This window comes from Mesorhizobium sp. M0601, assembly GCF_040320845.1.
Taxonomy (GTDB): domain Bacteria; phylum Pseudomonadota; class Alphaproteobacteria; order Rhizobiales; family Rhizobiaceae; genus Mesorhizobium.
Genome location: NZ_JAMYQK010000001.1, coordinates 427,918 through 454,520, shown reverse-complemented (window position 1 = coordinate 454,520; position 26,603 = coordinate 427,918). Strand labels below are relative to the sequence as shown.

30 protein-coding genes are annotated in these 26,603 nt (G+C 62.7%); 13 read left to right on the top strand and 17 right to left on the bottom strand.

Going from position 1 to position 26,603, the window contains the following annotated elements:
• Window positions 1–109 precede the first annotated feature (109 nt).
• A complete protein-coding gene (locus NKI41_RS02285) occupies window positions 110–799 on the top strand; it encodes an HAD family hydrolase (RefSeq protein ID WP_254818468.1) in 690 nt (229 codons plus the stop codon).
• Between the two features lie 38 nt (window positions 800–837).
• On the opposite strand, the gene NKI41_RS02280 is transcribed toward NKI41_RS02285, so the two are convergent.
• Entirely contained in the window at window positions 838–1,536 is a 699-nt protein-coding gene (locus tag NKI41_RS02280) for a hypothetical protein (RefSeq protein ID WP_352540096.1), read from the bottom strand.
• Between the two features lie 128 nt (window positions 1,537–1,664).
• Between NKI41_RS02280 and thrC the strand changes: the two genes are divergently transcribed.
• From thrC to NKI41_RS02260, 4 genes are read left to right on the top strand one after another with little or no spacing between them, the layout of a single operon-like run.
• Entirely contained in the window at window positions 1,665–3,062 is a 1,398-nt protein-coding gene (gene thrC, locus NKI41_RS02275; RefSeq protein WP_352540097.1) for a threonine synthase, read from the top strand.
• 14 nt (window positions 3,063–3,076) lie between these two features.
• Window positions 3,077–4,369 (top strand): M16 family metallopeptidase, encoded by a 1,293-nt coding sequence (locus NKI41_RS02270; RefSeq protein ID WP_352470646.1) that lies wholly within the window; start codon window positions 3,077–3,079, stop codon window positions 4,367–4,369.
• 15 nt (window positions 4,370–4,384) lie between these two features.
• Window positions 4,385–4,981 carry a GNAT family N-acetyltransferase gene (locus tag NKI41_RS02265; RefSeq protein WP_352470647.1) on the top strand — a complete coding sequence of 199 codons (597 nt, stop codon included), beginning with the start codon at window positions 4,385–4,387 and terminating at the stop codon, window positions 4,979–4,981.
• A gap of 2 nt (window positions 4,982–4,983) precedes the next feature.
• Window positions 4,984–7,872, top strand: coding sequence for an EAL domain-containing protein (locus NKI41_RS02260; RefSeq protein ID WP_352470648.1), 2,889 nt, complete (start codon window positions 4,984–4,986; stop codon window positions 7,870–7,872).
• Window positions 7,873–7,895: 23 nt separating this feature from the next.
• Here the strand turns inward: NKI41_RS02260 and NKI41_RS02255 are convergent, their stop codons facing one another.
• The gene (locus NKI41_RS02255) at window positions 7,896–8,504 is read right to left on the bottom strand and encodes a YqgE/AlgH family protein (RefSeq protein WP_031211061.1); all 609 of its coding nucleotides are present in this window, start codon (window positions 8,502–8,504) and stop codon (window positions 7,896–7,898) included.
• 147 nt (window positions 8,505–8,651) lie between these two features.
• On the opposite strand from NKI41_RS02255, the gene NKI41_RS02250 reads away from it, so the two are divergent.
• The 3 genes from NKI41_RS02250 to NKI41_RS02240 all read left to right on the top strand — a co-directional run bounded on the left by NKI41_RS02250 (window position 8,652) and on the right by NKI41_RS02240 (window position 10,669).
• Window positions 8,652–9,458: a protein-disulfide reductase DsbD domain-containing protein gene (locus NKI41_RS02250; protein WP_352456894.1), complete on the top strand. Its 807-nt coding sequence runs from the start codon at window positions 8,652–8,654 to the stop codon at window positions 9,456–9,458.
• An 82-nt stretch (window positions 9,459–9,540) separates the two neighbouring features.
• Window positions 9,541–10,041 (top strand): peroxiredoxin, encoded by a 501-nt coding sequence (locus NKI41_RS02245; RefSeq protein WP_352470649.1) that lies wholly within the window; start codon window positions 9,541–9,543, stop codon window positions 10,039–10,041.
• A gap of 148 nt (window positions 10,042–10,189) precedes the next feature.
• A complete protein-coding gene (locus NKI41_RS02240) occupies window positions 10,190–10,669 on the top strand; it encodes a DUF2938 domain-containing protein (protein ID WP_352470650.1) in 480 nt (159 codons plus the stop codon).
• An 18-nt stretch (window positions 10,670–10,687) separates the two neighbouring features.
• Here NKI41_RS02240 and rnhA read toward each other — a convergent pair whose 3' ends face one another.
• The 11 genes from rnhA to coxB form a co-directional block, all read right to left on the bottom strand.
• Window positions 10,688–11,227 (bottom strand): ribonuclease HI, encoded by a 540-nt coding sequence (rnhA, locus tag NKI41_RS02235; RefSeq protein WP_352470651.1) that lies wholly within the window; start codon window positions 11,225–11,227, stop codon window positions 10,688–10,690.
• Window positions 11,224–12,186 (bottom strand): homoserine kinase, encoded by a 963-nt coding sequence (locus NKI41_RS02230; RefSeq protein WP_352456890.1) that lies wholly within the window; start codon window positions 12,184–12,186, stop codon window positions 11,224–11,226. The genes rnhA and NKI41_RS02230 overlap by 4 nt, the downstream gene beginning before the upstream one ends.
• A 5-nt stretch (window positions 12,187–12,191) precedes the next feature.
• Window positions 12,192–13,196: a 4-hydroxy-3-methylbut-2-enyl diphosphate reductase gene (gene ispH, locus NKI41_RS02225; protein ID WP_254818458.1), complete on the bottom strand. Its 1,005-nt coding sequence runs from the start codon at window positions 13,194–13,196 to the stop codon at window positions 12,192–12,194.
• Between the two features lie 107 nt (window positions 13,197–13,303).
• Window positions 13,304–14,059, bottom strand: coding sequence for an SURF1 family protein (locus NKI41_RS02220; RefSeq protein WP_352540099.1), 756 nt, complete (start codon window positions 14,057–14,059; stop codon window positions 13,304–13,306).
• On the bottom strand, window positions 14,056–14,442 hold the full coding sequence (locus NKI41_RS02215; RefSeq protein WP_352470653.1) for a DUF983 domain-containing protein: 387 nt from the start codon (window positions 14,440–14,442) through the stop codon (window positions 14,056–14,058). Before NKI41_RS02215 ends, NKI41_RS02220 begins: the two co-directional genes overlap by 4 nt.
• An 82-nt stretch (window positions 14,443–14,524) precedes the next feature.
• Window positions 14,525–15,406, bottom strand: a complete 882-nt coding sequence (locus tag NKI41_RS02210; RefSeq protein WP_352449883.1) for a cytochrome c oxidase subunit 3 — start codon at window positions 15,404–15,406, stop codon at window positions 14,525–14,527.
• A 1-nt stretch (window position 15,407) separates the two neighbouring features.
• Window positions 15,408–16,040, bottom strand: a complete 633-nt coding sequence (locus NKI41_RS02205; RefSeq protein WP_352449884.1) for a cytochrome c oxidase assembly protein — start codon at window positions 16,038–16,040, stop codon at window positions 15,408–15,410.
• A gap of 7 nt (window positions 16,041–16,047) precedes the next feature.
• Entirely contained in the window at window positions 16,048–16,215 is a 168-nt protein-coding gene (locus NKI41_RS02200; RefSeq protein WP_023674135.1) for a cytochrome c oxidase system small membrane protein, read from the bottom strand.
• On the bottom strand, window positions 16,212–17,156 hold the full coding sequence (locus NKI41_RS02195) for a heme o synthase (RefSeq protein WP_352681163.1): 945 nt from the start codon (window positions 17,154–17,156) through the stop codon (window positions 16,212–16,214). The genes NKI41_RS02200 and NKI41_RS02195 overlap by 4 nt, the downstream gene beginning before the upstream one ends.
• A gap of 76 nt (window positions 17,157–17,232) precedes the next feature.
• Window positions 17,233–18,885 (bottom strand): cytochrome c oxidase subunit I, encoded by a 1,653-nt coding sequence (gene ctaD / locus NKI41_RS02190; RefSeq protein ID WP_352470655.1) that lies wholly within the window; start codon window positions 18,883–18,885, stop codon window positions 17,233–17,235.
• Window positions 18,886–18,923: 38 nt separating this feature from the next.
• Window positions 18,924–19,802: a cytochrome c oxidase subunit II gene (gene coxB / locus NKI41_RS02185; RefSeq protein ID WP_352470656.1), complete on the bottom strand. Its 879-nt coding sequence runs from the start codon at window positions 19,800–19,802 to the stop codon at window positions 18,924–18,926.
• 372 nt (window positions 19,803–20,174) lie between these two features.
• Here coxB and NKI41_RS02180 point away from each other — a divergent pair, with 372 nt between their 5' ends.
• From NKI41_RS02180 to NKI41_RS02165, 4 genes are all read left to right on the top strand, one after another.
• A complete protein-coding gene (locus NKI41_RS02180; RefSeq protein ID WP_352449887.1) occupies window positions 20,175–20,699 on the top strand; it encodes an invasion associated locus B family protein in 525 nt (174 codons plus the stop codon).
• A gap of 128 nt (window positions 20,700–20,827) precedes the next feature.
• Window positions 20,828–22,240: a metalloprotease TldD gene (gene tldD / locus NKI41_RS02175; RefSeq protein ID WP_352501957.1), complete on the top strand. Its 1,413-nt coding sequence runs from the start codon at window positions 20,828–20,830 to the stop codon at window positions 22,238–22,240.
• Between the two features lie 151 nt (window positions 22,241–22,391).
• A complete protein-coding gene (locus NKI41_RS02170) occupies window positions 22,392–22,667 on the top strand; it encodes an AbrB/MazE/SpoVT family DNA-binding domain-containing protein (protein ID WP_352449889.1) in 276 nt (91 codons plus the stop codon).
• Complete coding sequence (locus NKI41_RS02165) at window positions 22,654–23,043, top strand: type II toxin-antitoxin system VapC family toxin (protein ID WP_023674128.1); 390 nt, start codon at window positions 22,654–22,656, stop codon at window positions 23,041–23,043. The genes NKI41_RS02170 and NKI41_RS02165 overlap by 14 nt, the downstream gene beginning before the upstream one ends.
• A gap of 54 nt (window positions 23,044–23,097) precedes the next feature.
• On the opposite strand, the gene NKI41_RS02160 is transcribed toward NKI41_RS02165, so the two are convergent.
• The 3 genes from NKI41_RS02160 to NKI41_RS02150 form a co-directional block, all read right to left on the bottom strand.
• Window positions 23,098–23,448 (bottom strand): antitoxin Xre/MbcA/ParS toxin-binding domain-containing protein, encoded by a 351-nt coding sequence (locus NKI41_RS02160; RefSeq protein WP_502898868.1) that lies wholly within the window; start codon window positions 23,446–23,448, stop codon window positions 23,098–23,100.
• 96 nt (window positions 23,449–23,544) lie between these two features.
• Window positions 23,545–24,786, bottom strand: a complete 1,242-nt coding sequence (locus NKI41_RS02155) for a class I SAM-dependent RNA methyltransferase (RefSeq protein ID WP_352681161.1) — start codon at window positions 24,784–24,786, stop codon at window positions 23,545–23,547.
• Window positions 24,783–25,562 (bottom strand): TlyA family RNA methyltransferase, encoded by a 780-nt coding sequence (locus NKI41_RS02150; protein WP_352470660.1) that lies wholly within the window; start codon window positions 25,560–25,562, stop codon window positions 24,783–24,785. The genes NKI41_RS02155 and NKI41_RS02150 overlap by 4 nt, the downstream gene beginning before the upstream one ends.
• 175 nt (window positions 25,563–25,737) lie before the next feature.
• Between NKI41_RS02150 and NKI41_RS02145 the strand changes: the two genes are divergently transcribed.
• Complete coding sequence (locus NKI41_RS02145; RefSeq protein ID WP_352449893.1) at window positions 25,738–26,139, top strand: GFA family protein; 402 nt, start codon at window positions 25,738–25,740, stop codon at window positions 26,137–26,139.
• A gap of 27 nt (window positions 26,140–26,166) precedes the next feature.
• Here NKI41_RS02145 and NKI41_RS02140 read toward each other — a convergent pair whose 3' ends face one another.
• On the bottom strand, window positions 26,167–26,460 hold the full coding sequence (locus NKI41_RS02140; RefSeq protein ID WP_352681159.1) for a hypothetical protein: 294 nt from the start codon (window positions 26,458–26,460) through the stop codon (window positions 26,167–26,169).
• Between the last annotated feature and the right edge of the window lie 143 nt (window positions 26,461–26,603).

Sequence of the window (26,603 nt, the reverse complement as noted above, 5' to 3'; positions counted from 1 at the left end):
GCAGCCCGCCGAATTTGCGAAGCCCGGCCTGTTGGTGTATGCCGCGCCGCCTGAGCCGTTTGGACCAAAAAGCCCTCGGCATTCCCTTCATCCCGCTTTCCGGATCACCATGCCCCAGCCAGACCTTGTCATCTTCGATTGCGACGGCGTGCTCGTCGATTCCGAAATCATCGCCGCGCGGATCGATGCCGAGCTGTTGACCTCGGCCGGCTACGAGATATCGGCCGAGGAGATTTCCGAGGTCTATGCCGGGTTGACTTTCAAGGACATCATGATGCGGGTCGAGGAAAAGTCCCGGATCCCGTTCCAGGCCTCGCTGATCGACAAGGAGGAACAGCTGGTCGATCGTAGGCTGCGCAGCGACGTGCGTGCCATCGACGGGGCGCACGAGGCTGTCGCCGCGGTAGCAGTGCCGCGCTGCGTCTGTTCGAATTCGCGCTCGGAGCGGATCGAATTCATGCTGGAGAAGGTGCAGCTTTTGCCGTTCTTTGCCGGCCGTATCTTTTCCTCGCTGGAAACTCCGACCGGGAAAACCAAGCCGGCGCCGGACGTGTTTCGGTTCGCCGCGGAAAAGCTCAAGGCCGATCCTGCGAACACCTTTGTCATCGAGGATTCGGTGCATGGCGTCACCGGCGCCAAGACGGCGGGAATGCGCGTCATCGGCTTCACCGGCGCGGCGCACAGCTATCCCGGCCACGCCGATGCGCTGACCGAGGCCGGCGCGGAAACGGTCATCCGCCGCTGGGCGGAGCTGAAAAGCGTGATCGCCGCGCTGTCGGAATGGTCGGCGGACGCCTGAGAGGCCGCCTCCAACCGCCGTGGCACGAATGCAGCGGCTTAGTTGGTCGCGGCGGCTTTCTTCTTCCTCGGCTTGTCTGTCGCTACTTTCGGAGCGCCCTCGTCATACCCGGCATATGCCTGGTAGTCCTTCGCCGTCGGCTCCGGAACGACGACGTTGGAATCGGTGAAGACGAACTGCGTGGCACTCGAAGGATCGGTAACCTGGACCTGATAGGAGTGAAGCTGCGAATAGAGAACTTCGGTGCCGTGCATCACCGCGATGCGGATCGGCATGGTGATGGTCCCGGGGGTGAACATCGGGCCAGGCACGACCTTGCCGGCGACGGCTATCTTCATCGACAAGGAGCCGTTGGCGCGGCTGCAGTCGCGGGTCACATCGGTGATCGAAGCCTGATAGATGATCTTGGCGGAATCGTCCGGCTGATCGACGCCTGCCGCGTCCGCTGCCGGCTGGGCGGCTTCCTCGGCGGCAACATCGGTTTTTTTCTTCGGCTTCGGACCGCTCTTGGCGTAGGTATTGAAGAAGGCGGTGCCGTCACGCAACGTCACTTTCGGGCAATAGGCCTGCAGCTGGCTGGAAAGCACCTTGGGATCGGGTGGCGGTGGCGGTGTCGCATCCTTTTTGCCGAAGCCGAGAATTCCATTGTCGCTCGATTGGCAACCTGCGGCGGCAAGCATAAAGCCGGTGAGCGCCACACCCGCGACAAAACGACCGTTGAATGAATGAAACGCCATGGACTGCACTTCCCTCTCGCAAAGCCGGTGACGTATATCAACCGCGCGGCAAAAATGCGACTGATCCAGCGCAGAAATCCACCACCTCGCGGCGGGCGAAAATTCCCGGCAGCAATGGAAACTTGACGATGCAATATGTGAGTACCCGCGGGGAAGCGCCCGCGCTTGGATTTTCCGACGCGGTGCTGGCCGGACTGGCGCGCGACGGCGGGCTCTACCTGCCGAGCGCCTGGCCGCATTTTTCCGCAGCCGAGATCCGCGCCATGCGCGGCCTTGCCTATCCCGATCTTGCCATCCGCGTGCTGTCGCCGTTCCTGGGCGGCGAGATCGCGGCGCCGGTGTTCGAACGGCTGGTGCGCGAAGCCTATGCAACCTTCCGCCATGAGGCCGTCTGCCCGCTGGTGCAGACCGGGCCGAACAGCTTCGTGCTCGAGCTCTTCCACGGCCCGACGCTCGCTTTCAAGGACGTGGCGATGCAGCTTCTTGCACGGCTGATGGACCATGTGCTGGCCGAGCGTGACCAGCGCGCCACCATTGTCGGCGCCACCTCCGGCGACACCGGAGGGGCCGCCATCGATGCCTTTGCCGGGCGCAACCGCACCGACATCTTCGTGCTTTTCCCGCACGGCCGCGTCTCGCCGGTACAGCAGCGGCAGATGACGACCTCGACCGCCGCAAACGTCCATGCGTTGGCGATCGAAGGCAATTTCGACGACTGCCAGAGCCTGGTAAAGGACATGTTCAACGACCACGGTTTTCGTGACCGGGTATCGCTGTCCGGCGTCAACTCGATCAACTGGGCCCGCATCATGGCCCAGATCGTCTATTATTTCTCCTCCGCGCTGTCGCTCGGCGCGCCCGACAGGCCGGTTTCCTTCACCGTGCCGACCGGCAATTTCGGCGACATCTTCGCCGGCTATGCCGCCAAGAAGATGGGGCTGCCGATCGAACGGCTGATCATCGCCACCAACGACAACGATATTCTGGCGCGCACGCTGGCAACCGGCGAATACCGCATGAAGGGGGTCTTTTCGACCACGTCCCCCTCGATGGACATCCAGGTGTCTTCGAACTTCGAACGCTTGCTGTTCGAAGCGTCCGGCCGCGATGCCTCGGCCGTGCGGCGCTACATGAACGGACTCAAGCAGTCCGGCGCCTTCACCATCGAGGCCGGCGAAATCGCCAAGATCCGCTCCGAATTCGACGCCGGCCGCGCCACCATGGACGAGGTCGCCGCCACCATCCGCACCACACTTGCGGCGAGCGGCTATCTGCTCGACCCGCATACCGCCGCGGCCGTGCATGTGGCCGCCGGCAAGGCTGCGGGTGAGGTGCCGATGGTGGTGCTGGGCACTGCGCACCCGGCAAAGTTTCCCGCCGCCGTCGAAGCCGCCAGCGGCGTGTCGCCTGCCCTGCCTGCATGGCTAGGCGGGTTGATGAGTGCCGAGGAAAAATACACGGTACTTCCATCCGACCTGAAAATGGTGGAAGATTATCTCGGCCGCCACACGCGGGCGGCGCGTTAGGGAGTAATTGCCATATGGGTGTTGAGGTAAGCCGTCTGTCGAACGGCCTGACAGTCGCCACCGAAACCCTTCCAAGCCTCGAATCTGTTGCCCTTGGCGCCTGGGTCAAGTCGGGCGCACGCAACGAGCGTGACGAAGAGCACGGAATGGCGCACTTGCTCGAGCACATGGCTTTCAAGGGCACCAGTCGGCGAAGCGCCTTCGAGATTGCCTCGGAGATCGAGGACGTCGGCGGCGAGATCAATGCCGCCACCAGCGTCGAGACGACCTCCTATTATGCAAGGGTTCTGAGCGACGACGTGCCGCTGGCCGTCGATATCCTTTCCGACATCCTGCAGGAATCCGAATTCGATCCGCAGGAGTTGGAACGAGAGCAGCATGTGATTCTGCAGGAGATCGGCGCCGCGCACGATACGCCCGACGACGTCGTTTTCGATCACTTTACCGAGACCGCCTTCCGCCACCAGACTATCGGCCGCTCGATTCTTGGCACGCCGGAAACCGTCAAATCCTTCACTTCGAAGCAGCTGCACGACTTCATCGAACGACAGTACGGCGCCGAGAACATGGTGATGGTGGCGGCCGGCGATATCAAGCACGACGATTTCGTGCGCGAGGTCGAAAAGCGTCTCGGCAGCTTCCGCGGCAAGGCCGACGGCACCATCCCGCAATATGCGCAGTATGTCGGCGGCGATTTTCGCGAGGACCGCGACCTGATGGACGCGCAGATCGTGCTGGGTTTCGAGGGCCGCGCCTATCACGTCCGCGATTTCTACGCCTCCCAGGTCCTGTCGATGATCCTGGGCGGCGGCATGTCGTCGCGGCTTTTCCAGGAAGTCCGCGAGAAACGCGGCCTGTGCTATTCGGTCTACGCCTTCCATTGGGGTTTTTCCGACACCGGCGTCTTCGGGGTCCATGCGGCGACCGGACAAAGCGATATTGCCGAGCTGGTGCCTGTGATCATCGACGAGCTGCAAAAGGCCGGTGAAAACATCCTGCAGGAGGAGCTCGACCGGGCGCGTGCGCAGTACCGCGCCGGGCTGATCATGTCGGCCGAGAGCCCGGCCAGCCGCGCCTCGCAGATCGCCAGGCAGTTGCTTCTGTTCGGCAGGCCGATAGCCAAGGAAGAGTTGATGGAGCGGCTGTCGGCGCTGACGGTCGAGCGGCTGACGGACCTGTCGTCGCGGCTTTTTTCGACCAAGCCGACGCTTACAGCCGTCGGGCCGGTGGGTACGCTCGCGCCCTATGAGGCGATCCTCGATTCGCTTTCGGGCACGCAGACCACTGCCCGCAAGCTCGCCGTCTAAGCCTACTCGAGCGTCGTGTTCGCGCTCCCTTTCTTTCGCCGCGACCTGCCGGCACTGAAGGGCGAGCTTGTCACGCTGCGCGTACCGCTGACCAACGACTATCGCGAGTGGTCGGTGCTGCGCAGTGAAAGCCGCGCCTTCCTTGAGCCGTGGGAGCCGCGATGGACCCCTGACGAACTCGACCGCACGGCGTGGCGGCATCGTATCGGGCGCTACCGCGAGGACTACGCGCAGGGGACGGCGATCGCCTTCTTCATCTTCGAGAAAAGCAGCGGCAAGCTGGCCGGCGGTATCACCCTCGGCAATATCCGCCACGGGGTCGCCCAAAGCGGCCATATCGGCTACTGGATCGGCGAGCGCTTCAGCGGACGCGGCCTGATGACCGATGCCGTAAGAGTGGTGACGCGTTTCGCCTTCGAAACGCTGCGATTGCACCGGATCGAAGCTGCCTGTATTCCCGACAACGCCCGGTCGATCCGCGTGCTTGAAAAAGCCGGATTCCGGCGCGAAGGACTGCTACGATCCTATCTCAGGATCAACGGCATCTGGCAGGACCATTACCTATACGCCCGAATCGCGGACGATCCGCCGGGCGTTGGAACAAAGGGCTGATTTTGACGAATTTTCTGCGCAAGGGGTCGCTGCTTGCCTTTATGCTGGCGGCAATCGTCACGCTCTGCGCGGCGTCCTCGGCCTTTGCCGTAGAACCGATCAAGATCGCCCGCGACGACGTTGCGCTCGATCTTTCGGGGGCCGTCTTGATCTACCGGAACCAGGGCGAGAATTTTCAGGTGTCGACCGCGCCAGGCCCGGACGGCATCGTGCGGCGCATCGAGGTCGAGGCAAATGATGCGCGCTCGAGCGGTGATTGGGCGGTGTTCGCGCTGGCCAATACCACCGACCAGCAGCTCGACAGGCTGATTGTCGCACCGCATTTCCGGCTGGTAAATTCCGGCCTGTTCTGGCCGGATCTCGGCTCGACCCGTATCGCCGCGATCACGCCCAGCGAAGGCTTTGCGCTCGACCGCCAGACCAGCCCCGACGCCGACGTCTTCCGGGTCACGCTGAACCCGGGAACGGTGATTACCTTCATCGCCGAGCTTGCCTCGCCCAAGCTGCCGCAGGTCTATCTGTGGGACCCTGAATCCTATAAGGATTCGGTCAATTCCTACACGCTGTTTCGTGGCATCGTCATCGGCATTGCCGGCCTGCTGGCGCTGTTCCTGACCATCCTTTTCGTCGTCAAGGGGACCTCGATGTTCCCGGCAACGGCGGCCCTAGCCTGGGCGGTGCTTGCCTATATCTGCGTCGATTTCGGCTTTCTCAACAAGATCATAGAGATCTCACCGGGCAATGAGCAGATGTGGCGCGCCGGAACGGAGGTGGCGCTCGCGGCGACCTTCGTGGTGTTCCTGTTTGCCTATCTCAATCTCAACCGGTGGCACGGCCATTTCAGCTACGGCGCGCTGGTCTGGATTCTCGGGCTGGTGCTGATCGCCGGTGTCGCCATCATCGATCCGGCGGTTGCCGCTGGCATTGCCAGGCTGTCCTTCGCCGCCACCGCGCTGACCGGGCTCGGCCTGATCATCTTCCTCGGTATCCGCGGTTACGACCGCGCCATCATGCTGGTGCCCAGTTGGGTGATGGTTCTGCTGTGGCTATGCGGATCGTGGATGGCGATCACCGGCATGCTGGACAACGATATCGCCCAGCCGGCGCTGGGCGGCGGGCTGATCCTCATCATCCTGCTGATCGGCTTCACGGTGATGCAGCACGCTTTTGCCGGCGGCGCCCTGCATCAGGGCCTGTTCTCCGATCTCGAGCGCCAGGCGCTGGCGGTTGCCGGATCGGGCGATACCGTGTGGGACTGGGACGTGCTGCGCGACCGCGTCGTCACTCGTCCCGACGTCAGCATTCAGCTCGGCCTTGCCCCCAACAGTCTCGGCGGGCCCGCCCGCAACTGGCTGCCGGTGCTGCATGCCGACGACCGCGACACGTTTCGCACGACGCTCGACGTGGTGCTCGAGCACCGGCGCGGCCGGGTGTCGCAAAACTTCCGCCTGCGCGGCGCCGACGGGCACTATCACTGGTTTTCGCTGCGCGCCCGGCCGGTGATCGGCTCGGACGGCGAGGTCATCCGCTGCGTCGGCACCATGGTCGACGTGACGGAGCAGAAGAAGTCCGAGGAACGGCTGCTGCATGACGCCGTACATGACAATCTCACCGGCCTGCCCAACCGCGAGTTGTTCATGAACCGGCTGGAGGCGATCATTTCGATCGCCCGCACCGAAGAGAAGGTGCGCCCGACCGTCTTCGTCATCGACATCGACCGCTTCAAGCAGGTCAATGACGGGCTCGGCATCTCGGCCGGCGATACCATCCTTTTGACCATCGCGCGGCGGCTGCACCGGCTGCTCAAGCCGAAGGATTCGCTGTCGCGCTTTGCCGGCGACCAGTTCGCGCTGATGCTTTTGTCGGAGCAGGATCCGGCTCGCATCGCGGGCATTGCCGATGCCATCAAGCACGCCATCAACAACCCGATCACCTTCGCCAAGCGCGAGATCGTGCTGACCGCCTCGATCGGGCTGATCACCTGGACCGCCACGCAGACCTCAGCCGAGGACATGGTCAAGGATGCCGAGCTTGCCATGCATCAGGCCAAGCGCTTCGGCGGCGACCGGATCGAGCCATTCCGTCCCGCCTTCCGCACCGTCGGCACCGACCGGCTGCAGTTCGAGTCCGATCTGCGCCGCGCCATCGAACGACGCGAATTCACGCTTGCCTACCAGCCGATCGTGCGGCTGGAGGACGGCAGCGTCGCAGGCTTCGAAGCGCTGCTGCGCTGGGACCATCCGCGTCGCGGCATGATCCCGCCGGCTGATTTCATTCCGGTCGCCGAAAACTGCGGCCTGATCGTGCAGCTTGGGCTGTTCGCCATGCAACAGGCTGCCGAAGACCTGGCGGGATGGCAAAAGCAGATCGGCGATGCGCCGCTGTCGGTCTCGGTCAATCTGTCCAGCCGTCAGCTCATCCGCCGCGACCTGGTCAGCGACGTCCGCTCGGTGATCGCGCGAGCCAACCTGAAACCGCGCTGCTTCCGGCTCGAACTCACCGAATCGCTGGTGATGGACAATCCCGAGCAGACCGCCCATGTGCTGACCAAGCTGAAGCAGCTTGGCATCGGCCTGTCGCTGGATGATTTCGGCACCGGCTATTCATCGCTGGCCTATCTGACGCGCTTTCCATTCGACACCATCAAGATCGACAAGAGCTTCGTCGACGACGCGACGCCGAAACGTGCGGTGCTGCTCAAATCCATGGTCAATATGGCGCATGAACTCGGCCTGTCGGTTGTCGCCGAAGGCATTTCGGACGAGAGCGATGCGCTGGAGTTGCGGCAGATGGGCTGCGAGTACGTGCAGAGCTTCATGTTCGGCGCGCCGATGCCGGGCGACCAGGTGCTGAAGACGCTGAAGGAACAGTATCCGTTGACCCAAGCGTGACAAGTTTCAGGACGTAATGAGGTTCAGGCGTGACCGGCAGCCAGGCTGAGATGCGCGAGATCAATGCCGATCGAGGCGAGGATCCGGTCATATTTGCGATCGATGTCGGCGTCGAACAGAAGCTCGGCACTTGCCGGGCAAGTCAGCCAGCCATTCTCGACGATCTCGTTTTCAAGCTGGCCCGCACCCCAGCCGGCATAGCCAAGCGCCATCAGAGCCCGCCGGGGTCCGCGGCCGGAGGAGATGGCGCGCAATATGTCGACGGTCGCGGTCAGACAGACATCGTCGGACACGGCGAGCGAGGATTCCACCCGGTAGTCGCCCGAATGCAGAACGAAGCCGCGGCTACGATCCACCGGTCCGCCATTGCGCACGACGAAGTCGCGCGCCGGTGGCGGCAGGCGAATTGCCTCCAGCTCGTTCATGATGCCGAGTTGCACGAGCAGGTCCGGAAACAGCATCTGCTGCGTCTGGTTGATGATCAGCCCCATCGCGCCTTCGTCGCTGTGCGCGCAAATGTAGATGACAGAGCGCGTGAAGCGGTCATCCTTCATGCCGGGCATGGCAATCAGGAACTGATCGTCGAGAAAGCCGGGTCCTGCGGCCGTCCTTTTATGGCGCAACAAATCCATGGCCACAGCGTAACGCGTTTCCGGGGCGTCGAAAAGATGGGCGGCGCCCGATTTGATCAGGCTCGTAAATCGAAGGTCACGCAAATATGATGCCGGCGGCGTCATGAAATCATTGTGCGGCCATCAACAGACGATCAAATCATTGCCATGCAAAGCTTGAAAATCCTGCTGCTTGGCGTAGCCATTGGATCGGCGACCGGCCTCCCCGCCTCAGCCTCCTCATCGGCCTGGTACAACAGCGAAGGCGGCAGGGTGCGGCTGGTGACGAGCGGCAAGGCCGATGAGGCCGGGCGTCTCCAGGGCGTCCTCGACATTGCGCTGAAGCCCGGCTGGAAGACCTATTGGCGCGATCCGGGCGATGCGGGCGTGCCGCCACAGATCGACGTCTCGGCCAGCACCAACATTGCCGACGCGACGCTTTCGTTTCCGCCGCCGCAGCGCCACGACGACGGCTACGGCAAATGGGCCGGCTACGACCACCCCGTTTCGTTGCCGGTGACGTTCACGCTTGCCGCGCCCGGCCAGCCGGCCGTCATCGATGCGGACATTTTCCTCGGCATCTGCGAAACCATCTGCATCCCGGTGCAGACAAGGCTGACCGTCGATCCCGGCGCCGATCCGGACAACGCCGAGGACGCGGCACTGGTCAAGGCAGGCCTTGCCACCCTGCCCGCCACGGCAACGCCCGATTTCGGCATAAACGTACTGCCGGGCGACCACGAAACGCTGATTGTCGAAGCGAGCTTTCCGGGCAGCCCCGAGGGCGCCGACTTCTTCGTTGCCGGCGAACGCGACTACATGTTCGGTGCCCCGGCACGCAGCGAAAAGGATGGCAAGCTGATCTTTACTGTGCCGATCCTCGACAGGCCGTCGACAACGCCAACCGATGGCGGCCTGCACTACACACTGACAAGTGCCGCAGGCGCGGTCGAAGGCCTGTTGCCATTCCCGTGATGCCAACGTCTGGACGGTTGCCGGGCGCGCCTTAATTCGCTATCGCAAGGACACTCCCTTCCATTTCCAAGCGAGGACCATCATGACGATCTCCGTTGGCGACAAACTGCCCGATGCGACCTTCAAGACAATGACCGCCGACGGTGCAAAGCCGATAACGACGGGCGAGCTATTCTCAGGAAAGAAGGTCGTGCTGTTTGGCGTTCCAGGCGCCTTCACGCCGACCTGCAGCAACAATCATCTGCCCGGCTACCTGGACAATTACGACGCCATCCTGGCGCGCGGCGTCGACACTATCGCCGTTGTCTCGGTCAACGATGTTCACGTTATGGGGGCCTGGGCCCGCTTCAGCGGCGGTGAAGGCAAAATCCTTTATCTTGCCGATGGCAATGGCGATTTCGCCAAATCCGTCGGCCTCGACGCCGACCTCTCCAGCGGCGGCATGGGGCTACGCTCGAAGCGTTTTTCGATGATCGTCGATGACGGCAAGGTCACCGCACTCAATGTCGAGACAAAGCCCGGCGTCGACGAATCCGGTGCGGCTCACATTCTCGGACAGCTTTCCGTCCTGGCGACAGCCTAGGCCAGGCACGGCAAAGGGCGCCTTCGAGCGCTCAACGTCCAAAGGACGCTGACTTTTGCATCGGCGCATGATCCTTCCGAAAGCCGACCCGGTTTTTCGGGACCATGCGTCGGCCCTTCGGGACTGCTTGCTTCTGGGGACCTCGATTATGTCTGACATCGTCTGGCGCAGCGTCGCGATCGGCATCGGCGCAACCGCGCTTATGGATGTCTGGGCGATTTTCCTGAACAAGGCGTTTGCTCAGCCGCGGCCGAACTGGGGGCTGGTCGGCCGCTGGGTCTGGCATCTCAGGGAAGGCAAGGTCTTCCATGACGACATTGGCGAGGCCTCGCCCTACCCGCATGAATCAGTACTTGGCTGGGCCTTTCATTATGCTGTCGGCATCGTCTACGGCGTCATACTGGTCGTGCTGGCCGGAACGGCCTGGCTCACCGCGCCGACCTTCCTGCCGGCTTTTATGCTCGGCATCGTCACCGTCGGCGCCGGGTGGTTTCTGCTGGCGCCCGGCATGGGCGCCGGCTGGGCCGCTTCGAAGCGGCCCAATCCGATGCAGGTCCGCGCCCTCAATCTTGTGTCGCATACGGTGTTTGCCATCGGACTGTTCGGCACCGCCCTTCTGATCCGCTGACACGCCAGTTCAACCGGATCAATAACTCTGGGTCGAGCGCCGAACCTTCTTGGCCGCCGATTGCCTGGAGTGGGTGCCTTCCTCCGGCGGCACGGACGCGAGCACGGGTTTCGCCGACTTCGTCTTGAATGGCGCCATGCCGAGCCGCGCCAATTCGTCGGCGCGCTCGTTCTCGGGATGGCCGGCGTGGCCCTTGACCCAATGCCAGGTGACCTGGTGGCGGTTGCGCGCAGCGTCGAGCTGCTGCCACAGCTCGGCATTCTTCACCGGCTGCCTGGCGGCCGTCTTCCAGCCGTTGCGCTTCCAGCCGTCGATCCAGCCGAAAATGCCGTCCTTGACGTAGTTGCTGTCGGTATAAAGATCGACGACGCAAGGCTCCTTGAGCGCATTGAGCGCCGAGATGGCCGCCAACAACTCCATGCGGTTGTTGGTGGTCAGAGCCTCGCCACCATGGAGCTCCTTGATTGCGCCGTTGAAGCGCAGGATTGCGCCCCAGCCGCCAGGCCCGGGATTGCCCGAACAGGCACCATCGGTGAAGATTTCAACGCGCTTGGTCATGTCAGTCCATATTCGGAAGGAGAGTTGATCGCCCGGTGGAAGCGCATCCGGCGGATATACTCGGTCGGGTCGCGTTTCATCACCAGGCCGCCGTCCGGGACCGTCAGCCAGTCGTAGAGCCGGGTCAGCATGAAGCGCAGCGCCGAACCGCGCGCCAGCATCGGCAGCGCAGCTTTCTCGTCACTGCTCAACGGCCGCACGCTTTGGTAGCCGGCAAGCAGCGCCGTGCCCTTGGTCAGATTGAAGGAAAAATCCTTCTCGAAGCACCAGGCGTTCAGGCACGTGGCAACGTCATAGGCATAGAGGTCGTTGCAGGCGAAATAGAAGTCGATCAGCCCGGACAGTTTCTCGCCGAGGAAAAACACATTGTCCGGGAAAAGATCAGCATGGATGATGCCTTGCGGCAGACCGTTCGGCCAGTTCCGCTCGAAATCGGCGAAATCGGCATCGACCTCGGCCGCCAGTCCCGGCTCGACCTCGTCGGCGCGGGCGCGGGCGGCATTCCACAGCTTGCGCCAGCCATCGATGGCAAGGGCGTTGGGGCGGGTCATCGGAAAATCCGCGCCGGCGAGATGCAGTGCCGCCAGCGCCTTGCCGACCTCGCCGCAATGTGCAGCCGTCGGCCGCCGCAGCGACAGGCCTTCGAGAAAGGTGATGATGACCGCCGGCCGGCCGGCAAGTGTTCCGATCACGCCGCCATCATGTGCGGTGACCGGGAGCGGACACGAGATGCCCTTTCTGGCGAGGTGGGCCATGAGGCCGAGAAAGAACGGCAGGTCAGCCTTGTCGACGCGCTTCTCGTAAAGCGTCAGGATGTAGGAGCCGCTGCTGGTGTGCAGCAGAAAATTCGAGTTTTCGGTGCCTTCGGCGATGCCCTTGTAGGACAAGAGGTCGCCGACCGGATAGTTCCTGAGGAATGCGCCGAGCTCGCCCTCGTTGACGTCGGTGTAAACCGCCATCGTTGCTACGCGGCCCCGTTGACGAAGGCCATGTCGGCAGCCGTCAGTTCGACATCGCGCAACACCCGCATCACCGGAAAGTCCTCCGTCTCCGTCGCCGTCACGGCCAGCTCGATGGTCACGTCGAAGCGCTGCCTGAACGCATCGACGATCTCGTCGACGATGATCTCCGGCGCCGAGGCGCCCGCCGACAGGCCGAGCGTCGAAATGCCGGCAATCTCATTCCACGGAATTTCGGAGGCGCGCTGCACGAGAAGCGACATCGAGGCGCCGGCGCGCTCGGCCACTTCGACCAGGCGCCGCGAGTTGGACGAGTTAGGTGCGCCGACAACCAGGAAGAGATCGGCGCCGGCCGCTGTTTCCTTGACCGCTTCCTGGCGATTGGTGGTGGCATAACAGATCGATTCCGCCGCCGGCGCGTGCAGCTCGGGAAAACGCTGCTGCAGGGCGCGGATGATACCGGCGGTATCCTCGACCGACAGCGTCGTCTGGGTGACGAAGCCGAGCGCTTGTGGGTCTGCGGGCACGAAGCTTGCGGCGTCGGCCTCGGTCTCGATCAGAGTTACCGCGCCGTCCGGCAACTGGCCCATTGTGCCGATCACCTCCGGATGCCCGGCATGGCCGATCAAGAGCACGTGGCGGCCAAGCCGCTGATGGCGCATCGCCTGCTTGTGGACTTTCGAGACCAGCGGGCAAGTCGCATCGAGATAGAACAGGTTGCGGGACTGGGCGTCGGCCGGCACCGATTTCGGCACGCCATGCGCCGAAAAGACGACCGGGCTCTGGCGATGCTCGGGCGGGATCTCGGAGAGCTCCTCGATGAACACCGCGCCGAGGCTTTGCAGCCCTTCGACGACGTAGCGGTTGTGCACGATCTCGTGGCGGACATAGACCGGCGCGCCGTATTTCTTCAGCGCCAGCACGACGATCTGGATGGCACGGTCAACGCCCGCACAGAAACCGCGGGGCTGGCAGAGCCGGATGGTCAGCGGCGGCTTTGTGTGAAGCATGATTGCATCTTACGCTGATTGTGGGCCGGTTGATCGGACTATGACTTCTGAGCTCAAGGCGCGAAATGAGGTGCGCGGCCCTGCCCTGTCAAGGGTAGTGGCGGCGATCATTGGTCTTTCGCCGGGCGGCGGAGCCAGGAGATCAGGACGCCGGCAAGGGCGGCGGCAAGGCCGTACCAGGTTATCGCATATTGCAGATGGCTGTTCGGCAGGTCGATGACGGTGACACCGCCAACCGGCAGCCCGCCGGGGTTGGGCGTGGCGTTCGCATCGATGAAGATCGGCACCAGCGCCGCACCTGTCGGCAGGCCGGCGCTCGAGGCCATCGCGTCACGGTCCTTCCAGTAGAAGATGTTCTTCTGCGGGTCATTGTCGGGAAGCATCATCGAGGGCTTGGCCGGCAGCGGGTTGCGGGCGAGCCCCGTCACCGTCACTTTGCCCGTTACCTGCCCCTGCGGCCGCTTGGCTGGATCCTTGAAATCGTAGGGCACGAAGCCGCGGTTGATCAGCACGAAACGGCCATCGTCGAGCTGCAGCGGCGTGAAAACGTCGAAACCGGACTGGCCTTCCCAGGTGGCGAGGAAATGCCGCTCGTCTTGATGCAGGAAAGTGCCGGTCACCATCACCGGCGTGTAGTCCACGTCGCCGGTGGCAGCAAACCGCTTTTCGACCTCGGCCAATGGTACAGGCGCCGAATGCGTACGCTGGTCGATCGTCTGGAGAAGGCCCTCTTTCCAGTGCAGGCGCTGAACCTGCCAGGTGCCGAGCGCCAGCAGGATCAAAAACACGACGATACCCAGGCCGAGCGCCAATGCGCGCTTGGGCCGCGACCGGCCGGCCACCGAACCTGATGCCTCGCTCATTCGCCGCGGTCCAGCCGGCCCTCGGCCGCCTTGTTGCGGTATTGCAGCGTCAGCAGCACGCCCTTGATCAGCCGGAGCGCCGCCAGGCAAAGCACCAGCGTCAGCGGAATCCACAGCAGCAGATGCAGCCAAAGCGGTGGATTGAGCGTCACCTCCATCCACAACGCCAGGCCGACGACGATGAAGCCGATGATCAGGATAACGAACACCGCCGGCCCGTCACCAGCATCGGCGAAAGAATAATCGAGGCCGCAATTGGTGCAGCGATTGCCGACCGTGAGGAACCCGGAGAACAGCTTGCCCTCGCCACAGCGGGGGCAGCGGCCATGCAAGCCGGCCGAGATCGGATCGATTGGTGGCCAGATCGCCTTGTCGTCGCTCATGGGATCATCCTAGGAGCATTTGCCGCAAAAGATAAGGCGGCCACGTCGCCGCAGCCGCCTTGTCGATTTCCTCAGTTCGATCTCAGTGCGGTTCGATCATCGCGCCGTTCGATGCCCAGACGTAGATCGAGGCAAACAGGAACAGCCACACCACGTCCACGAAGTGCCAGTACCAGGCGGCGGCCTCGAAGCCGAAATGCTGCTTGGGCGTGAAGTCGCCCTTTATGGCGCGGATCAGGCAGACCAACAGGAAGATCGTGCCGATGATGACGTGGAAACCATGGAAGCCGGTCGCCATGAAGAAGGTGGCGCCGTAGATCGAATCCCTGAAGCCGAACGGCGCGTGCATGTACTCGTAGGCCTGCACCATGGTGAACAGCATGCCGAGGCCGACGGTCAGCACCAACCCATTGATCAGGCCCTTGCGGTCGCCGTGGATGAGCGAGTGGTGCGCCCAGGTCACCGTGGTACCCGACAGAAGCAGGATGACGGTGTTGTAGAGCGGCAGATGGAAGGGGTCGAGAACTTCGAGGCCCTTGGGCGGCCAGACGCCGCCGGTGAAGGCGGTACGGGCGTATTGATGGACCTCGCCCGGAAACAGGCTGGCGTCGAAGAAGGCCCAGAACCAGGCGACGAAGAACATCACCTCGGAGGCGATGAACATGATCATGCCGTAGCGCAGATGCAGCGACACGACACGGGTGTGGTGTCCCTCATGCGCCTCCTTGATCGTATCCGACCACCAGGCGAACATCGTGTAGATGACGATCAGCAGGCCGATGAAGAACAGCCATGGATTGGCGACATTGAAACCGAAGATCGGGAAATCGCCGCCCTTGAGGTATTGCATGTAACAGACGCCGCCGAACGCGGTCACCAGCGCCCCGACGGAGCCCAGGAACGGCCACGGGCTCGGGTCGACGAGGTGGTAGTCATGTTGTGGTTTTGCGTGTGCGTCTGCCATATCAACCCCCGAGGCTTGCTTCGGTATCTGAAATCTTGTTGCGGCGGCCGTCGGCCGGCACCGATGATGCGACCGGCTTGGTCTTGTCGACCGGGAACATCGTGTAGGACAGGGTAATCGTCGTCAGATCCTTCAATTCCGGCGCGTTGACGATGTCGGGATCGACATAGAAGACGACCGGCATGTCCAGTGTCTCGCCCGGCTTCAGCGTCGTGTCGGTGAAGCAGAAACACTCGACCTTGTTGAAGTAAGGTCCGGCCAGTTCCGGCTGCACGTTGAAGGTGGCGCGTCCAGTGATGGGACGGTTGAATTTGTTGGTCGCGCTGAAATGCGCCTCGGCGGTTTCGCCGATCTTGATGGTGATCGAGCGGGCGACCGGCTGGAATTGCCAGGGAACGCCGGCGGTGTTGGCGTCGAAGCGGATGGTGATGTCGCGATCGAGCACCCGATCGGCATATTGCTGGGTCGCCCGTTTGACGGTGCCGCCGTAGCCTGTCGCCTGGCAGAACATCGCGTAGAGCGGCACCGCGGCGTAGGCCATGCCGATCATGCCGCCGAAGAACGCGATGCAGACGCCGGCGACGACACGGTTCGTATTCTTCTTCTTAGGATCGGTGACTGTTTGCCTGGTCATTGTGAGCTCACATCGAGCCGGGGAAACTGTGACCAAATTTCACGATGGTCGCGACGTAGAATATGACGACCAGCGCCGCCAGCGCGAAACCGATTGCGGCCGAGCGATTGCGGCGGGCCTTCTGCTGACGTTCGGTCAACGTGACCAGTTCAAGCTTCTTTTCGGCCATGCTCATGCTCCACCAATGGTCAGCGCGCGCGCGACGACACAATCGCCAAGGTAGGCGGCGAAGATGGCGAAGAGATAGAGCAGCGAATAGCCGAACAAGGCCTTGGCCGGCTTCATCGCCCGGTCGTCATCGGCCATTTGCAGCACCCTCCACGCATACCAGACGAAGCCGGCGCCGAGCAGCAATGCAACGATGCCATAGACCGGCGTGGTGAACCCGAGAACCCAGGGCAGCACGCCAACCGGCGCGAGGACCAGCGCATAGGCAAAGATCTGGCGTCTGGTCGAGGCCTGGCCGGCGACATTCGGCATCATCGGAATGCCTGCCTTGGCGTAGTCCTCCGACTTGAACAGCGCGAGCGCCCAGAAATGTGGCGGCGTCCACAGGAAGATGACCAGGAACAGCACCAAGCTTTCGAGGCTGACCGATCCGGTTACCGCCGCCCAGCCTATGACCGGCGGAATGGCACCGGCAGCCCCGCCGATGACGATGTTCTGCGGCGTCCAGCGCTTCAGCCACATCGTATAGATGACGGCATAGAAAAAGATGGTGAAGGCCAGAAGCGATGCTGCCAACCAGTTGACCAGCACGCCGAGCGTCATCACCGACAGAACCGACAGCACCAGCCCGAAACTCAATGCCTCGCCTGGCCGGATACGGCCGGCCGGCACGGGACGGCCGGCGGTGCGCGTCATCACCGCATCGATGTCTGCGTCATACCACATGTTGAGCGCACCGGAGGCGCCGGCGCCGATGGCAATAGCTAGGATCGCGATCACCGCCAGCAGCGGATTGATGGTCACCGGAGCGGCGACCATGCCGACAAACGCAGTGAACACCACCAGCGACATGACGCGCGGCTTCAGCAGGGCGAAGAAATCGCCCGCCGTCGCTTCCGACATGCGGAAGGCCGGCTCGTCAATCAGTCTGTCTTCGGCAAGGGCCATGCGTACTTAAAGTCCATCATTCCGTTGGCCAAAACCGCCGGTCGGCCGGCGGCTCCGTATTAAAGGAGGCAACCGCCTACTTGATCTTCGGCAACTGTTCCCACTGGTGGAACGGCGGCGGCGAAGGCAGTTGCCATTCCAGCGTGGTCGCACCCTCGCCCCAAGGATTGGCGCCGGCGACCCGCTTCTTCTGGAACGCCTCGAAGACGCCGAACAGGAAGATGACGACGCCGATAGCCGAGATGTACGAGCCGTAGGACGACACCATGTTCCAGCCGGCGAAGGCATCCGGATAGTCGATATAGCGACGCGGCATACCGGAAAGGCCGAGGAAGTGCTGCGGGAAAAAGACCAGGTTGACGCCGACAAAAGTGACCCAGAAGTGGGTGTTCGCGATCACCGGCGAATACATGTAGCCGGTCATTTTCGGGAACCAGTAGTACCAGCCGGCGAAGATCGCGAAGACCGCGCCCAGCGACAGCACGTAGTGGAAGTGCGCGACCACGAAATAGGTGTCGTGCAGCGGGCGGTCGAGGCCGGCATTGGCCAGCTGCACGCCGGTGACGCCGCCAACAGTGAACAGGAAGATGAAGCCGATCGCCCACAGCATCGGGGTCTTGAGCGAAATCGACCCGCCCCACATAGTGGCGATCCACGAGAAGATCTTCACACCCGTCGGCACCGCGATGACCATGGTGGCGAAGACGAAATAGCGCTGGGTGTCGAGCGATAGGCCCGTCGTGTACATGTGGTGGGCCCAGACGATGAAGCCCACCGCGCCGATGGCTACCATCGCATAGGCCATGCCGAGATAGCCGAACACCGGCTTCCTCGAAAAGGTCGAGATGATATGGCTGATGATACCGAAACCCGGCAGGATCAGAATGTAGACCTCCGGATGGCCGAAGAACCAGAACAGGTGCTGGAACAGGATCGGATCGCCGCCACCGTCCGGGGCGAAGAAGGTGGTGCCGAAATTGCGGTCGGTCAACAGCATGGTGATGCCGCCGGCCAGCACCGGAAGCGACAGAAGCAGCAGGAAGGCGGTAATCAGCACAGACCAGGCGAAAAGCGGCATCTTGTGCATGGTCATGCCGGGCGCGCGCATGTTGAAGATGGTGGTGATGAAGTTGATGGCGCCAAGAATCGAGGAGGCGCCGGCGATGTGGATTGACAGGATCGCCAGGTCCATGGCCGGTCCGGGCTGGCCCGATGTCGATAATGGCGGATAAAGCGTCCAGCCGCCGCCGACGCCGTAGGCGCCGGGCGCACTCGGGACGAAGGCCGAGAAAATCAGCAGGATGAAAGCCGGCGGCAGCAGCCAGAACGAGACGTTGTTCATGCGCGGGAAGGCCATATCCGGCGCGCCGATCATGATCGGCACCATCCAGTTGGCAAAGCCGCCGATCAGCGCCGGCATCACCATGAAGAAGATCATGATCAGCGCATGCGCGGTGGTGAAAGCATTGTACATGCTCTTGCCCCCGTCGATGGCGGCGTCGCCATTCATGCCGTAGACCATCTGCGCCAGGCCAGTGAATATCTGGATGCCCGGCTCCTGCAATTCCATGCGCATGACGACCGACAAGGCGCCACCGATGCAGCCCGCCATGATCGCGAAGATCAGATAAAGCGTACCGATGTCCTTGTGGTTGGTCGAATACACCCACCGGACCCAGCCATGATACGGCTTGTGGTCGTGGTCGTCGTGAGCTGCAGCGTGCGCCATGGTCGGCTCCGTTCCCTGAATCTTTTCTGGTCGCGGCATCAATTGCCGGCGGCCGCTACCTTGTTCGTGCCATCGACCTCGGCCATCAGCGCCTTGTTGGCGCCGGGAAGGTCGGTTTTGGCTGCCGCCAGCCAGGTCTTGTATTGTGCATCGGAGACGACGCGAATGGCGATCGGCATGAAGGCGTGGTCCTTGCCGCAGAGTTCCGAGCACTGGCCGTAATAGAGGCCTTCCTTGTCGGCCTTGAACCAGACCTCGTTGATGCGGCCCGGCACCGCGTCGGTCTTGATGCCGAAGGACGGCATGGCAAAGGCGTGAATGACGTCGGTCGCCGTCACCAGCACGCGGGTCATGGTGCTGACCGGCACCACCATCTCATTGTCGACGGCGAGCAGGCGCGGATACGCGGCGCGATCTTCCTTGCCGGCAGCAGCCCTGTCAGCATCCTGAAGGATCGCGGAATTAAAGGAAAGCGTGTTGTCGACCTGGTATTCGTAGTCCCAGTTCCACTGATTGCCGGTCGCCTTGACGGTCAGCTTGGCTTCTTCCGGCGGCGTGTATTGCGCGGTCAGCAGCTGGAACGAGGGAATGGCGAGACAGAGCAGGATGACGACGGGACCGACAGTCCAGATGACCTCGATCAGCGTGTTGTGGCTGGTGCGCGACGGCGTCGGGTTGACGCTCGCCCGGAACCGCAAAATGCAGTAGGCAATCAGGAAAAGCACCAAGGCGGTGATCACAATGATGAACGCGAACGAGTAGTTCCCGAACCACTCGATCTGCCGCATAATGTCGGTCGCCGGAGGCTGAAAACTGGTTTCCCAAGGTTGGGGCTGGGCTGCATGAGCGGATGCAGCGGCAAACAACGCGGCGGCGGCACTAGCTACGATTTTGGCGGTTGCCAGGAATTTTTTCATCGCCCTCGTCATCTCCCAGTTCCTCGCGATCGGACCGCAAGAATGTCGAACAATGGCCGGGACGGGAATCCCGGACAATTCAAGGCTGGTTCAAACCATACTCTATTTGCCTCCGCAAGAAAGGAGCGCCGGAACCCGTGCGGCATTTTTGCGCGCAAGCGCGGCGCTGGCTTCGTGCGGTGACGGCTCGCCGCGAATCACCAGAGCGGCATCCGGGTAGAATGAGCCGCGCGGCGTGCGGAGCCGTCGCAATTAGGGCGAAATTGGCACTGAAAAGCGCATTGTCGCCTGTGTCGGGGCAGATCGCCGGGGTCTCGTCCTTTACTTGGGTTTAGTGCGGCTTAAAGTGCCGTGATTCGCAATGGAGCCGTCATGAACCCTTGGCTTTCGAGAACCTTGGCGAAGGTCATCTTTGTTGCCGCCGCAATAGGCTTGTCCGGTGCCGGCCTGGCCAATGCCGCGCAGCCAAGCGGCACGGTGAAGTCAACGCATGGGGCGTGGTCGATCATCTGCGATACGCCCGCCGGTGCTACATCCGAACAATGCGTGATGATGCAGAACGTCGTCGCCGAGGACCGTCCGGAAATGGGTCTTTCCGTCGTCGTGCTGCGCACAGCGGACAACAAGGCCGAAATCCTGCGTGTGCTGGCGCCGCTCGGCGTGCTGTTGCCCAACGGCCTCGGCCTCAATGTCGACGGCAAGGATATCGGCCGCGCCTATTTCGTGCGCTGTTTCCAGGACGGCTGCTATGCCGAGGTCATCCTGGAAAAGCCGCTGCTCGACACGCTGAAGACTGGTACGTCCGCCACCTTCATCGTCTTCCAGACGCCGGAAGAGGGCATCGGCATTCCCGTCGACCTCAAGGGTTTCGCCGACGGCTTCGCCGCCCTGCCTTGAGCCTGGGTCTTGTAGCACGATCCAGTGATGTTGACCGGCCGAGGTCACGGCAAATCTCATTTCAGATTGTCTGTGCGGGCCTTCGCGCCTACATCGTGGGAAACAATCCTCCTGCGAATGGACCTGCCATGAACAGCCTGATCGGCCAATTTGACATTTCCGACGATCGCATCAAGCAAATCGTTGCCGAGACTATTAACGGCGCCGACGACGGCGAACTGTTTCTCGAATATAGCGAAAGCGAATCGCTGATGTTCGACAATGGCAAGCTGAAGACCGCGAATTTCAACACCGACCAGGGTTTCGGCCTGCGCGCCGTCGCCGGCGAAGCCAGCGGCTACGCCCATTCCAGCGATCTCTCCGAAGCCTCGCTGCTGCGCGCCGCCGATGCCGTTTCGACGGTGAAGAGCGGCTATTCCGGCACGCTTGCCGCAGCGCCTGCCCGCACCAACCGCCACCTCTACGGCGACGGAAACCCTATCCCCTCGCCTTCCTTCGAGGCCAAGGCCAAGCTGCTTCAGGAAATCGATGCATGGCTGCGGGCCGAGGATCCGCGCGTCAGGCAGGTGACGGCGTCGCTCGCCGCCTCCTGGCAGCATGTCGAGATCATGCGCGCCGACGGCCAGATGGTGCGCGACATCCGTCCGCTGGTCAGGATCAACGTGTCGGTGGTGGTCGGCGACGGCGACCGCCAGGAGAGCGGCTCCTACGGCATGGGAGGCCGCAAGGATTTCGGTGAATTCCTGATCGAGGACAGCTGGCGGCACGCGGCCAAGGAGGCATTGCGGCAAGCGCTGGTCAATCTCGAAGCGGTTCCAGCACCTGCCGGCACTTTCGACATCGTGCTGTCGAGCGGCTGGCCGGGCGTCATGTTGCACGAGGCCGTCGGCCACGGGCTGGAGGGCGATTTCAACCGCAAGAAGACGTCGGCCTTTGCCGGCCTGCTTGGCCAGCAGGTGGCGGCGAAAGGCGTCACCGTCGTTGACGACGGCACCCTGCCCGAGCGGCGTGGCTCGCTTACCGTCGACGATGAGGGCACGCCATCGGCCCATAACGTGCTGATCGACGATGGCAAGCTGGTCGGCTACATGCAGGACCGCCAGAACGCCCGGCTGATGGGCATGAAAGCCACCGGCAACGGGCGACGCCAAGGTTACGCGCACGAGCCTATGCCGCGCATGACCAACACCTACATGACAGCGGGCGACATGGAGCCGGACGAGATCATCGCCTCGGTCAAGAACGGCATCTATGCCGTGTCGTTCGGTGGCGGCCAGGTTGACATCACTTCGGGCAAGTTCGTGTTCGGCTGCACCGAAGCCTACATGATCGAGAACGGCAAGGTGACGCAACCGATCAAGGGCGCCATGCTGATCGGCAACGGGCCGGATGCCATGCATCGTGTGGCGATGATCGGCAACGACATGAAGCTCGACACCGGCATCGGCATGTGTGGCAAGGCCGGACAGGGCGTGCCGGTCGGCGTCGGCCAGCCGCATCTCAGGATGAACCAGATGACAGTCGGCGGCACCAGGGTTTGATGGAGTTGACGCCGAATTATCGCCGCTCCGGAACAACCAATCCCCGTCGCCCACTGCCTTGTCATCGCTTTAAGTAGGAGTAGCTTGCGCCTTGAATTTGCGGAGAGCTTCGACTATCTTACATTCGTCTTACACCTAAGGACGTGCGCAGATGGCTGCCGCAAAGAAGCTCGTAACTACGGTCTCGACCAAGGGACAGGTCATCCTGCCCAGCGCGATCCGGAAACGGAGGGAGTGGCATGCCGGCACACGCCTTCTGGTCGAGGATACCCCGGAGGGCGTGCTACTGAAGCCTGCGCCAGTCTTCGCCGAGACACGGCCAGAGGACGTGTTTGGATCGCTGCGCTATAGTGGCAGGCCGAAGACGTTGGAGGAAATGGACGCGGGCGTGCTCGCCGAAGCGCGGCGGCGCCATGCTCGCAATTGATACCAACCTGATCGTCCGCTACCTGACGGGCGATCACCCGTCGCAGTCTTCCCGCGCCCGGGCGCTGATCGATAGCCAGCCGGTCTTTGTCGCCGTCACGGTGATGCTGGAAGTCGAATGGGTGTTGCGCAGCGCCTACGGTTTTGCGCCGCTTGAAATCGCCCGTACGCTACGGGTGTTTAGCGGGCTTCCCACGGTAGAGGTGGAAGACGGGGCGGTCGTGTCGTCCGCGCTCGACCTCTCGGAACAGGGGTTGGATTTCGCTGATGCGCTGCATCTGGGCAAGTCCGCTCACTGCGCTGGCTTCGCGACTTTTGACCGCAAGTTCGTCAGGGCCGCGAAGGCGGCCGGATACGAACGCGTGCAAGAAGCATAGCAGCTCACAGCGGCCCAGCGCGGCACAAAAGCGCGCCACAGGGTCAGCCTGGTTTCAGGCATAGATGCCGGAGCGGACTGCCTCCAGATAGGCAAGCACCTTGTCCGTCTTGCCTTCGCGAACCAGATCGTAGGCGGTCTTTCCGGCCCAACCGGGGATCGGCTGATGCTTGAACCAGATCGCCGCACGATGTTCATCACCGGCCATCTCGCCGGCCATCGCCAGGATACGGACGATGGGACTCAATGCGGCGTCGACCTTGCGCGCACCGGACTCGGCGGCAAGCGTGTTGCGCGCGAGACCGGTCAGCCCCGCCAGTTCTGTCGTATTGACCCCTAGCAGTTCAGCGACCCGCCTTGGCGAGAGAAACGGCGCCCGCTCCTCGCCGAAGCACGATGGCGAAATTTCGAAGGCTGCGGTGCTCGTGGCAATTCCCTAGCACGGTCTGAACGACGTGCGCTAAAAATGTGCTTTTTTGGTGCGCGTTTCAGGCCCTGGCTGCTAGCGTCTTCGTCTCGGCTTCTCCAACAGCGCCACGGCCTCGACATGCGGCGACCACAGGAACTGGTCGATCGGCGTCACGCTCTTCAGGGTATAGCCGCCGTCCATGAGGATGCGTAGGTCCCGCGCCAGCGTTACCGGATTGCAAGACACCGCAGCGACGAGCGGCACGTAGGAGCGCGCGATCTGCTTCGACTGGTCCTCGGCGCCGGCGCGAGGCGGGTCGAAGACAACGCCGTCAAAGGCATTCAACTCCTTGAATGTGAGCGGCCTCCGGAACAGGTCGCGACGTTCGCCGGTCACCCGCTTCAGGCCGCTGGCGAAACGGAATGCCCGGTCGAGCGCCGCGAGTGCTGCCGCATCGCCTTCCACCGCATGAACCTCCGATCTTGCGGCCAGGCGCAGCGCGAAGCTGCCGCAGCCGGCGAACAGATCGGCGACCTTTTTGGCGCGCGCGAAATGCTGGCCGACAATGTTGGCCATCGCCTGTTCGGCAGCCTCGGTCGCCTGCAGGAAAGCGCCCGGAGGCACTGCGACGGCGACGCCACCAAACAGGACGACCGGTTTGTTTGGTTCGATAATGATCTCGCCGTCGACCGACAGCCTGGCCAGCCCCTCGGCGATGACGAAGTTGGAAGCGACGCGGCGCTGGTTCTCGCCGAGTTTGCCGGAATCGTGAACCGCGACATCGAGGCCGGAACCGGTCACCGTCACCGCCATGTGGAACGATTTGGTCGTGGTGCAGATCAGTCCGGCAAGCATCCTCAAACGGTCGAGCGCAGCGACGATCTGCGGCGCCGAGATCGGGCATTCCTCGATCGAGATGATCTCGGATGACAGCGCGCGAACGAAGCCGAACTGCATTCGCGCCTCGCTCCGCCGGGCGGTGAAGACGACGCGGCGGCGCGTGTGCGGCGCGCACGGCACCAGCGCCCCGACATCGCAAGCGATGCCCTTGCTCTTCAGCGCATGCACGACCTTTTCGCGCTTCCACCGGTGATAGGCTTCAGTCTCGAGATGCTGGACGGCGCAGCCGCCGCATGCGCCGAAATGCCGGCACGGCGGATCGACCCGCAACGCCGAAGCCTCAACGACCGACATCAAGGTGGCGCGATCTTTCTCCCGCGCGGCGGTGACCACCTCTCCCGGCAGCGCGAACGGAATGAAAACCTCGCCGGTTTCCGTCTCGGCGATGCCGTCGCCCTGCGAACCCAACCTTGCGATCGTGAAACGGGTGCTCATCGCTTCTGGGTCTCGACGTCCTTGATGCCGCCGAGCAGGAACTCGCGGTTGCCGTCGCCGCCCTCTATCGGTGACAGATGAAGCCCCAGCGAGCGCCAGCCGGGAATGGCATCGAGCCAGTCCTGCATCAGGCCGGCAATGCGCGCCGCATCATAGGGGTCCTTAAGCAGGCCGCCCTTGCCGATCGCCTCGCGGCCGGCCTCGAATTGCGGCTTGACCAGAAACACAGCTTTTGCGCCATTCCTGGCCAAGGCAAGCGCCGGCGGCAGCGCCAGTTTCAGCGATATGAAGCTGACATCCGAGACGATGAAATCCGGCACACGGCCGCCGAGATCGGCGGCCGATAGTTGGCGCGCATTCAGGCCTTCAATTACCGTCACGCGCGGATCGCCGGCAATGTCGGAGTGCATCTGGCCGTGCCCGACATCGATCGCGGTGACATGCGCCGCGCCGCGTTCGAGCAGCACCTGCGTAAAGCCCCCGGTCGAGGCGCCGACATCGAGCGCTTCGCTGCCGGTGGGGTCGAGGGCGAAATGCTCGAGACCAGCCTTCAGCTTCAGTGCGGCGCGCGACACGTAACCCTGCGCCGGATCGTCAACGACAATGTTGCACTCAGGCAGAACGGCCTGGCCCGGCTTGAGGGCGACGATGCCATCGACCGTCACGGTGCCGCGCTCGACCGCGTCGCGGGCACGCGAGCGGCTGGCAAACAGACCGCGCTGGACGAGCAATTCGTCGAGCCGCTGGCGTATGCTGGCTGGCGGAAGGGAAGTCATCGGCCTTCATGGCGAATGCCAACGATGATGGCAAGGATATTGGCGATGAGACAATGCATAGTTGGCAACGGGTGAACGCATCAAGCCACTCCGCTGTTTGTCGAACCTCGCACGAGATCCGACGCAATGCTAAGAAAGAGATGCCGTTTAGCCGTCGAAACGTGGAGGAGGAAACATGCTGACGGGAACCTGCCACTGCGGCGCAGCCCACTGGACCCTGGAGGGCGATCCCGGTTCGATCACTGCCTGCAATTGCACACTTTGCCGTCGCTACGGCACGCTCTGGGCTTATGACCATGTCGACGAACGCATCCGCCTTGCCGGGCCCGTAAGCGCCTATCGGCGCGTCGGAAAGGCTCATCCTTCGCTTGAGATTCTCTTCTGCCCAACCTGCGCTTGCGTCCTGGCCTGGCGCGGTTTGCATCCCGATGCGGCTGGGCGCTACCGCATCGCCGTCAATGTGAGGCTTGCGCCGCCCGAGGCCGTCGCCGATCTCCCGATCGACCATTTCGATGGTCTCGATGCATTCGAGGATTTGCCGAGAGATGGTCGCTGTGTGCGGGATATGTGGTTCTAGTTTCTAGAGTCTCTTCGGGATCATGCTTTAGAATATGGTCCGCGAAACCCGCCGTTCGACGGCCGGCGTCAGACCGTCGCTGCTGTCGCCGAACACCTGCGGGCGCGGCCGGTCAACGGAAATTGACGCCTTCGGTGAGGTATCTGGCATGACGACAAATTGCGGCGCCTGCTTGTAGGAAAAGCCGCCACGGATCTCGCCGATCTTGCCGGCGAGGATGCCCATCACCGCCTCTTCGAGTTTGCGGTCGTAGCGCGTTTCGGCCCCGGCCGACGCGGCGAAGATGGCCGCAAGCGCGATGCCGCCCAAAAGCGATCTCATTGGTCTTCTTTCCCCTGCCTGGTTGCCTTCTAGCAGGGCAGCGTTGAAGAACGGCCAAAGGACACGGTAAGCAAATCGCCAAACGGCAGCGTAAACAGCAGGTTACGACTGTTCGCCGGCAATTTGATTCAGGCAGTTGAGAT